Source organism: Pseudonocardia sp. GCM10023141, assembly GCF_042653605.1.
Genome location: NZ_JBHSIR010000010.1, coordinates 57,494 through 65,285 on the forward strand (window position 1 = coordinate 57,494; position 7,792 = coordinate 65,285).

General features: G+C 72.1%; 10 protein-coding genes and 1 pseudogene. 8 read left to right on the forward strand and 3 right to left on the reverse strand.

The window, feature by feature from the left end; all coding sequences use genetic code 11:
* Nucleotides 1–3 precede the first annotated feature (3 nt).
* The 3 genes from purB to ACFPFQ_RS07285 are packed head-to-tail and all read left to right on the forward strand — an operon-like array spanning nucleotide 4 to nucleotide 3,073.
* Complete coding sequence (purB, locus tag ACFPFQ_RS07275) at nucleotides 4–1,422, forward strand: adenylosuccinate lyase (protein ID WP_379616083.1); 1,419 nt, start codon at nucleotides 4–6, stop codon at nucleotides 1,420–1,422.
* Nucleotides 1,419–2,261, forward strand: coding sequence for a phosphoribosylaminoimidazolesuccinocarboxamide synthase (locus ACFPFQ_RS07280; RefSeq protein ID WP_379616085.1), 843 nt, complete (start codon nucleotides 1,419–1,421; stop codon nucleotides 2,259–2,261). Before purB ends, ACFPFQ_RS07280 begins: the two co-directional genes overlap by 4 nt.
* A gap of 50 nt (nucleotides 2,262–2,311) precedes the next feature.
* Nucleotides 2,312–3,073, forward strand: coding sequence for a DUF2334 domain-containing protein (locus ACFPFQ_RS07285; RefSeq protein WP_379616087.1), 762 nt, complete (start codon nucleotides 2,312–2,314; stop codon nucleotides 3,071–3,073).
* A 4-nt stretch (nucleotides 3,074–3,077) separates the two neighbouring features.
* On the opposite strand, the gene ACFPFQ_RS07290 is transcribed toward ACFPFQ_RS07285, so the two are convergent.
* On the reverse strand, nucleotides 3,078–3,704 hold the full coding sequence (locus ACFPFQ_RS07290) for an MBL fold metallo-hydrolase (RefSeq protein ID WP_379616089.1): 627 nt from the start codon (nucleotides 3,702–3,704) through the stop codon (nucleotides 3,078–3,080).
* 39 nt (nucleotides 3,705–3,743) lie between these two features.
* The gene (locus ACFPFQ_RS07295; RefSeq protein WP_379616091.1) at nucleotides 3,744–3,932 is read right to left on the reverse strand and encodes a helix-turn-helix domain-containing protein; all 189 of its coding nucleotides are present in this window, start codon (nucleotides 3,930–3,932) and stop codon (nucleotides 3,744–3,746) included.
* A gap of 374 nt (nucleotides 3,933–4,306) precedes the next feature.
* Here ACFPFQ_RS07295 and ACFPFQ_RS07300 point away from each other — a divergent pair, with 374 nt between their 5' ends.
* The 3 genes and pseudogenes from ACFPFQ_RS07300 (at nucleotide 4,307) to ACFPFQ_RS07310 (ending at nucleotide 5,748) form a co-directional block, all read left to right on the forward strand.
* Complete coding sequence (locus tag ACFPFQ_RS07300) at nucleotides 4,307–4,483, forward strand: glycosyltransferase (protein ID WP_379616093.1); 177 nt, start codon at nucleotides 4,307–4,309, stop codon at nucleotides 4,481–4,483.
* A gap of 105 nt (nucleotides 4,484–4,588) precedes the next feature.
* A pseudogene (locus ACFPFQ_RS07305) lies at nucleotides 4,589–5,352 on the forward strand (class I SAM-dependent methyltransferase).
* A gap of 258 nt (nucleotides 5,353–5,610) precedes the next feature.
* Entirely contained in the window at nucleotides 5,611–5,748 is a 138-nt protein-coding gene (locus tag ACFPFQ_RS07310) for a hypothetical protein (protein WP_379616095.1), read from the forward strand.
* Nucleotides 5,749–5,757: 9 nt separating this feature from the next.
* On the opposite strand, the gene ACFPFQ_RS07315 is transcribed toward ACFPFQ_RS07310, so the two are convergent.
* Nucleotides 5,758–6,759 carry an epimerase gene (locus tag ACFPFQ_RS07315; RefSeq protein ID WP_379616097.1) on the reverse strand — a complete coding sequence of 334 codons (1,002 nt, stop codon included), beginning with the start codon at nucleotides 6,757–6,759 and terminating at the stop codon, nucleotides 5,758–5,760.
* 60 nt (nucleotides 6,760–6,819) lie between these two features.
* Here ACFPFQ_RS07315 and purS point away from each other — a divergent pair, with 60 nt between their 5' ends.
* Complete coding sequence (purS, locus tag ACFPFQ_RS07320) at nucleotides 6,820–7,056, forward strand: phosphoribosylformylglycinamidine synthase subunit PurS (RefSeq protein ID WP_379616099.1); 237 nt, start codon at nucleotides 6,820–6,822, stop codon at nucleotides 7,054–7,056.
* The gene (gene purQ, locus ACFPFQ_RS07325; RefSeq protein WP_379616101.1) at nucleotides 7,053–7,724 is read left to right on the forward strand and encodes a phosphoribosylformylglycinamidine synthase subunit PurQ; all 672 of its coding nucleotides are present in this window, start codon (nucleotides 7,053–7,055) and stop codon (nucleotides 7,722–7,724) included. Before purS ends, purQ begins: the two co-directional genes overlap by 4 nt.
* The last annotated feature ends 68 nt before the right edge of the window (nucleotides 7,725–7,792 follow it).

The following is a 7,792-nucleotide window of genomic DNA, read 5'->3' on the forward strand; positions in this document are numbered from 1 at the left end:
GACGTGATTCCCAACGTCCTGGCCGCCCGCTACGCGAGTCGCGAGCTCGTCCGCCTCTGGTCGCCCGATTCCAAGATCGTGTTGGAGCGCCGGCTGTGGATCGCGGTGCTCCGCGCCCAGCGGGACCTCGGTGTGGACGTGCCCGACGGAGTCGTCGAGGACTACGAGCGCGTCGTCGAGCAGGTGGATCTCGAGTCCATCGCCGCCCGCGAGCGCATCACCCGCCACGACGTGAAGGCGCGCATCGAGGAGTTCTGCGCGCTGGCCGGGCACGAGCACATCCACAAGGGCATGACCAGCCGCGATCTCACCGAGAACGTCGAGCAGCTGCAGATCCGGCTGTCGCTGGAGCACATCCGCGACCGCTCGGTCGCGGTGCTCGCCAGGCTGGCCCGGCGCGCCGCCGAGAACGCCGAGCTCGTGATGGCGGGGCGCAGCCACAACGTGGCGGCGCAGGCCACCACGCTCGGCAAGCGCTTCGCCTCGGCCGCCGACGAGATGCTCGTGGCGTTCGCGCGGTTGGAGGAGCTGCGCGGGCGGTACCCGCTGCGCGGGATCAAGGGCCCGATGGGCACCTCCCAGGACATGCTCGACCTGCTCGACGGTGACGCCGCCCGGCTCGAGGACCTGGAGCGACGGGTGGCCGAGCACCTCGGCTTCTCCGCCACGCTCACGAGCGTCGGCCAGGTCTACCCGCGCTCGCTCGACTTCGACGTGCTCTCGGCGCTGGTGCAGCTGGCGGCCGGGCCGTCGTCGCTGGCCACCACGATCCGGCTGATGGCAGGCATCGAGCTGGCCACCGAGGGCTTCCAGCCCGGCCAGGTCGGCAGCTCCGCGATGCCGCACAAGATGAACTCGCGCAGCACCGAGCGCATCAACGGGATGATGGTCCTGCTGCGCGGCTACGCCGGGATGGCCGGTGAGCTGGCCGGTTCGCAGTGGAACGAGGGTGACGTCTCCGACTCGGTGGTGCGCCGCGTCGCGCTGCCCGACGCGTTCTTCGCCGTCGACGGGCTGATCGAGACCACGCTCACCGTGCTCGACGAGTTCGGCGCCTATCCCGCCGTGATCGCCCGGGAGCTCGACCGCTACCTGCCCTTCCTGGCCACCACCGCCGTCCTCATGGGTGCGGTGCGGGCCGGGGTCGGCCGCGAGACCGCCCACGAGGTGATCAAGGAGCACGCCGTGGGAGTCGCGCTGGCGATGCGGGAGAAGGGCCAGAACGACAACGATCTCGTGGCCCGGCTCGCCGGCGATGAGCGGCTGGGCCTGCCCGCCGGGATCCTCGACGGCCTGCTGGCCGACCCGCTGCAGTTCACCGGCGCCGCCACGGCGCAGGTCGCCGCCGTCGTCGCGCGCGTCGAGGCGATCGTCGCCGCCCATCCCGAGGCCGCCACCTACGCACCCGGAGCCATCCTGTGAAGCTGCTGCACAGCGGCAAGGTCCGCGACGTCTACAGCGACGGCGACGACCTGGTACTGGTCGCCTCGGACCGGCTGTCGATCTACGACGTCGTGCTGCCGACACCCGTCCCGGACAAGGGTGCGCTGCTCACGCAGCTGTCGCTGTGGTGGTTCGACCGCCTGACCGACATCGTGCCGCACCACATCCTCTCCGCCACCGACGTGCCCGCTGAGTTCGCCGGGCGCGCGGTGCGCGTCAAGCGGCTGGAGATGCTGCCCGTCGAGTGCATCGCGCGCGGCTACCTCGTCGGGCTGGGCCTCAAGGAGTACGAGAAGCAAGGCTCGGTATCGGGCGTCGCGCTGCCGCCGGGGCTCGTCGAGGGCTCGAAGCTGCCGGAGCCGATCTTCACACCCACCACGAAGGCGGCGGTCGGCGAGCACGACGAGTTCATGACCTTCGACGAGGTCATCGGCGTGGTCGGCGCCGAGCGCGCCGAGCGGCTGCGGGAGCTGACGCTGGCCGTCTACGCCCGCGGCGCGGAGACGGCGGCGGCGAGCGGGATCATCGTGGCCGACACGAAGCTCGAGTTCGGGCTCGACGCGGCCGGCGAGATCGTGCTGGCCGACGAGGTACTGACACCCGACTCGTCGCGGTTCTGGCCCGCAGACCGCTGGGCGCCCGGCGGCCCGCAGTTCTCGTTCGACAAGCAGTTCGTGCGCGAGTGGTCCGCCACCCTCGACTGGGACCGCACGCCCCCCGGTCCCGAGGCGCCCGCCGAGGTCATCGAGGCCACCCGCGCCCGGTACGTCGAGGTCTACGAGCGGCTGACCGGCACCGACTGGCAATCGCCCCGCTGACGGCACGCGCATGTCGGCCCGCGTTCACCCCGGCATGCGTTGATGGCACCGTGGCCGCTCGCCTGATCGTCTCGCTGTCCGGACTCTCCGACGACGCGCCGGAGCCGCTGACCCGCGGCGCCGCGTTCGCGGCCGCGCTGGACGCGCGCGGCGTGCCGCTGACCCAGCTGTTCCGGCCCGGCGGCGCCACCCCCGGCTCGCCGCTCGTGACGTGGCTGCAGCAGCGCCGGGCGGCAGGTGACACCGTGGCGCTGCACGGCTACGACCACACGGCCGACCCGATCGGCAACTGGCAGAGCTCCGTGGCCCGGGTGGGCAGGCGGGCGGAGTTCGCCACGCTGCCGCGACACGAGGCGGGACTGCGGCTGACGGCCGCGCGGCGGGCGCTGACGGTGCTCGGGCTGCGCACCGACATCTTCGTGCCCCCGCGCTGGATCGCCTCGGACGGCACCGTCGAGGCGCTGCGGGAACAGGGGTTCGCGCTGCTCGCCGACGAGACCGGGGTGCGCTTCCTCGACGGCCCGGCCGCGGGCGTCGTCCTCCGGGCCCGGGTGCTCGGCTTCCGCGCGTCGGGTGAGCATCGCCCGATCGCTGATGACCGCAGGGCGGCCGAGGCCTGGCGGGCCCGCGTGCTGGCCGTCGAGGTGGCGCGCACGGCGCGGCGCGACGGCCTGGTCCGCATCAACGTCCGGGCCAAGGACCTCAAGCGGCCCGCCCGCCGCGACGCCGTGCTCGCCGCGGTGGACGTGGCGCTGTCGCTGGGCGCGGTGCCCGCCACCTACCGGCTCGTGCCGGTGGCGCGGGTGGCCTGACCCGTCAGAGCGTGGTGGCGACCTCACGGTCGAGCACCCTCACGGTGGTGCCGTCCGGACCGAGAGCCTCGAACATGCCGTAGACCATCTTCGGCATCGCGAGCACGGCCTCGTGGATCGGCACCGCGGTGCGCGGGTTCACCGCCCGCAGGTAGTCGACGGCCTCGGAGACCTTCAACCACGGTGCACCCGTCGGCAGGAACAGCACGTCGACGGGCTGCGTCGGCAACGTGAACGCATCACCGGGGTGCAGGTGGGTGCCGTCGACGAGGTAGGCGTTGTTCGCCACGATCGGGATGTCCGGGTGGATGACCGCGTGGGCGCCGCCGAGCACGTCGAGGGTCGCGCCGGCGACCTGCAGCGAGGAGCCCGGCGCCGCCACCTCGTGCGCGACGCCGGCGAGCTGGCCCGCCGTACCCGGGTCGACGATCAGCCGGGCGTCCGGGTTCGCGGCCAGCAGCGGGCCGAGGCGCTCGGCGTCGAGGTGGTCGAAGTGCTGGTGCGTCACGAGCACGGCGTCGAGGCCGGTCAGTGACTCGAAGCCCTTCGAGAAGGCGCCGGGGTCGATCAGGAGCCGGGCCGCGCCCGTGTCGAGCAGCAGGCACGAGTGGCCGAAGTGGGTGATCTGCACGGGCTCACTGTGCCACCGGGGCGGCTGTGGAGTGGCGGGTCATTCCTCGTTGGTGCGTTGGCGCAGCTCGCGGAGTTGGGTGTGCACGTCGTCGAGGTCCCAGCGATGGTGCCCGCCGGGAGCCGTCAGTGCGGGCGTGATCTGGGCCTTGGCGATGTAGCGCTGGACGGACCGCAGGGAAAGGCCGAGTGCCTTCGCCAGCTCGCTGGTCGTCAACAGGGCTGCCACGCCAGCACGGTAAGTGCCGAGCTACCTGAAGTGCCGTCGTCTGACGCTGTATGGCGTCATATGTCGTGCTATGTCGCAGTGAGTACTGAATGGATCTACGCTGTTCACACGACCTGGTCAGAGGAGATTGGGGCCGTCGAGATCCTGTTCCGGTCGGAGCTCGAGGCGCGGGCGTATGCGGTCGACCGATCCCGAGGCCACCGCGTCCTCAGCTCGTCGGTGACGCGCTGCGTCGTGGGCGAGCTCGGCACGCGCCACCCCGTCGCGTGGTTCGTCGAGGGGGCCGAACAACCTCATCGGGCACCTCGGCCCGGCCGCCGGTACCCGACGGACCGGGCGTAGTTCGGTCGACGTCCACCGGGCATCATCGCCCGATGCGGGTGACGGTGTTGACGATCGGGTCGCGCGGGGACGTCGAGCCGTTCCTCGCACTGGGCGAGGGGCTGACGCGGGCGGGGTCGCCGGTGCGCGGCTGGTGCTGGCGCACCATCCCGACGTCGCATATGTTCGCCAGTCGTCGCACACCGCGGAACGTGTGCAAGGACTGGTGACGGTGTGCGAATACCGTCAGTGCTTGCGGCGACTCAGAGCAGCCGTCGTTGCAGGACGTCGGCCATGACCGCGTCGACGATGGTGCGCCCCATCATCACAGGCAGATGGCCGAATCGTTCGGCGTGGACCCGCAACGGTACGACCGGGCGCGCCCCGCTACCCCGACGCGCTGGTGGAACGGATCGTCGCGGGGAGTCCCGGGCGTTCCGTCCTCGACGTCGGTTGTGGAACCGGCATCGAGGCCCGGCAGTTCCAGGCGGCCGGCTGCACGGTGCTCGGGGTCGACCCGGACGCGCGGATGGCCGAGTTCGCCCGGCGGACCGGCGTCGCCGTCGAGGTGGCGACGTTCGAGGAGTGGGACCCGGCCGGTCGGATCTTCGACGCGGTCGTCGCCGGGCAGGCCTGGCACTGGGTGGACCCGGTCGCAGGTGTGGCCAAGGCCGCGCAGGTCCTGCGACCGGGCGGGCGCTTGGCGGTGTTCGGCCACGTGTTCGACGCCCCGCCCGCGGTGGGGGCGGCCCTCGCCGCGGCGCTGCGACGGATCGTGCCCGACTCGCCGGTGAGCCGCGTCGACCCGACCCGGACCGCACTCGACATCTACGAGCAGATGTTCGCCACGGCAGCCGACGGGATGCGGCGGGCGGGCGGGTTCGGCGAGCCGGAGCGGTGGCGGTTCGACGGACAGCAGACCTACACCAAGGAGCAGTGGCTCGACACGATCTCGACGACCGGTGGGCTCACCCGGCTCCCACCGAACGACCTGGCGGCGGTGCTGGCGAGCGTCGGCGACGCCATCGACGAGATCGGGGGCGGCTTCACGATGGCGCACACGACACTCGCCGCCTGTGCGACGCGTGGTGGTGGGTGATCGGGAGGTGGCAGGGAACCGGGGGTCTGCAGCCACAGGGTTCCATGTGGCAGCAGATGCCGTGCCCTGAGCAGCCACAAGGTTCCATGAGGCGGCGATGAGCTCCGGCGACCCGGCACCGGGCCCTGCGCGATCATGTCCGAATGGGCCAACGGGCACGGTTCGTGATCGAGGAGCTGTTCGACCTGGCTTCGCGAGGCGGGATACTTGCGGCCGGTGAGCTGCAGGCGGGCGCCGTGGAGGGCGGCATGCGGCTGCGTGCCGGGGTCGACCGGCTCGATCGTCCGGGTGATCGGCGTGGAGCTGGCCTGCCCCGGCGCGCACCCCACGCTGATCATCGACCGGCGCGATGCCGGTGCACTCGAGCCGGGAGTCGCGCTCGTCGGGCCGGAATGACGGGTTCCGTCACGACGGGGTCAACAGTCGCTCCTCGTCAGCGGGGCTGAGCCCGGCCCGGCGTTCCCGGGTGAGACCCAGCTCCTGTTCGGTCTCCAGCGCCCCGCGCGCGGTGTCGCCGATCGTGCGGGTGCGGAGGCCGGCCGCGAGCGCGGGCGAGGTGTCGCGGTCGAGCACCGCCCCGTCGGGCATCGGGATCCACAACGGCATCGATGACGGCCCGGACCACGGGTCGACGCCGGCCGCGGTGAGCGCCTCGTCGGTGAACGGCACCAGCTCCAGATCGGGTGCTCCGACGGCGTCCGCGACCTCGTCGAGGATCGCGCCGAGGGTGCTGCCCGGGCCGCTGCCGTCGAACGTGCCGGTCAGGCGCTCCTCCCCGGAGCGGACGATCCACTCCGCGAGGTCACGCACGTCGATGATCTGGGCGGGCTGGGAGCGGCCCGCAGGCACCGCGGCGCGGCCGCCGCGCGCGAAGCGGTTGGGCCAGTAGCCGAAGCGGTCACTGCGGTCACCGGGGCCGCAGATCAGCCCGGCGCGGACCACGAACGCCCGGTCTCCGACGGACTCGTTGACGGCGTTCTCCGATGCCACCTTGATCCGGCCGTACGCCGCGGCGTTGCCCGCCATGCCCTCGTCGAACTCCGACGCCTGCAGCGGTTCGAGCAGCGGCGCGTCGAGGGTCGGGATGTGCGGATCGGACTCGGCGTAGGCGCTGATCGAGGACACGAACGTCCAGTGCGCCGCCGTCGGGCCGATGGCCGCGAGCGCGTCCCGCACCCAGGGGTAGGACATCTTGGCGACGTCGACGACCGCGTCGAACCGCTCGCCGCGCAGCGCGTCCAGCGAGTCGGGTCGCTGCCGATCGACGGCGACGAGCTTCGCCCCGTCGGGCACCCCGCCCGACTCTCCCCGCGCCGCGCACACCACGTCGTGGCCACGTGCGACCGCCGCTGCCGCTACCGCCCTGGACAGGAAGAGGGTGCCCCGGAGCACCAGCCATCGACCCATGCGATCAGCCTCACGGACGTAGGCGCTGGTCGGCAACGGTGTTCGCCGTAGGCTCACCATGTGGCCAGAGTGGTGGTGGACGTGATGCCCAAGCCCGAGATCCTTGATCCGCAGGGGCAAGCCGTTGCGGGTGCGCTCGGGAGGCTGGGCATCTCCGGCGTGTCCGACGTGCGGCAGGGCAAGCACTTCGAGCTGGACGTGGACGACGCGGTGGACGACGAGACCTTGCACCGGATCGCGGGGCAGCTGCTCGCCAACCCGGTGATCGAGGACTGGGTGGTGACCCGCACACCATGAGAGTCGGCGTGATCACCTTCCCCGGCACGCTCGACGACGAGGACGCTGCTCGCGCGGTCCGCAGAGCGGGCGCGGAGTCCGTGTCGCTGTGGCACGCCGACCGGGACCTGCGCGGCGTCGACGCCGTGGTCGTGCCCGGCGGCTTCTCCTACGGCGACTACCTGCGCGCGGGCGCCATCGCCAGCATCGCGCCGATCATGACCGAGGTCGTGGCCGCGGCCGGTCGTGGCATGCCGGTGCTCGGCATCTGCAACGGCTTCCAGATCCTGTGCGAGGCGGGCCTGCTCCCGGGCGCGCTGATCCGCAATTCCGGCCTGCACTTCGTGTGCCGCGACCAGCGGCTGCGGGTGGAGAGCAACACCACGGCGTGGACCGGCGCCTACGCCGCGGGCCAGGAGATACTCGTTCCGCTCAAGTCGGGTGAGGGCCAGTACGTCGCCGACGCCGCCACCCTCGCTCAGCTCGAGGGCGAGGGCCGGGTCGTCTTCCGCTACGCGGGTGGCACCGTCAACGGCTCGCTCGCCGACATCGCCGGCATCAGCTCGGCCAACGGCCGCGTGGTCGGCCTCATGCCGCACCCGGAACACGCGATCGACACGTTGACCGGGCCGTCGACCGACGGTCTCGGCCTGTTCACGTCCGTGCTGCGAGCCAGCGCCGCCGCCTGAGAGGGTGTTGTCGAACCTGGGTGATCAGTCCGTGAGGTCTTCTGCTAACCGGCGGGCGGCCTCGGTCT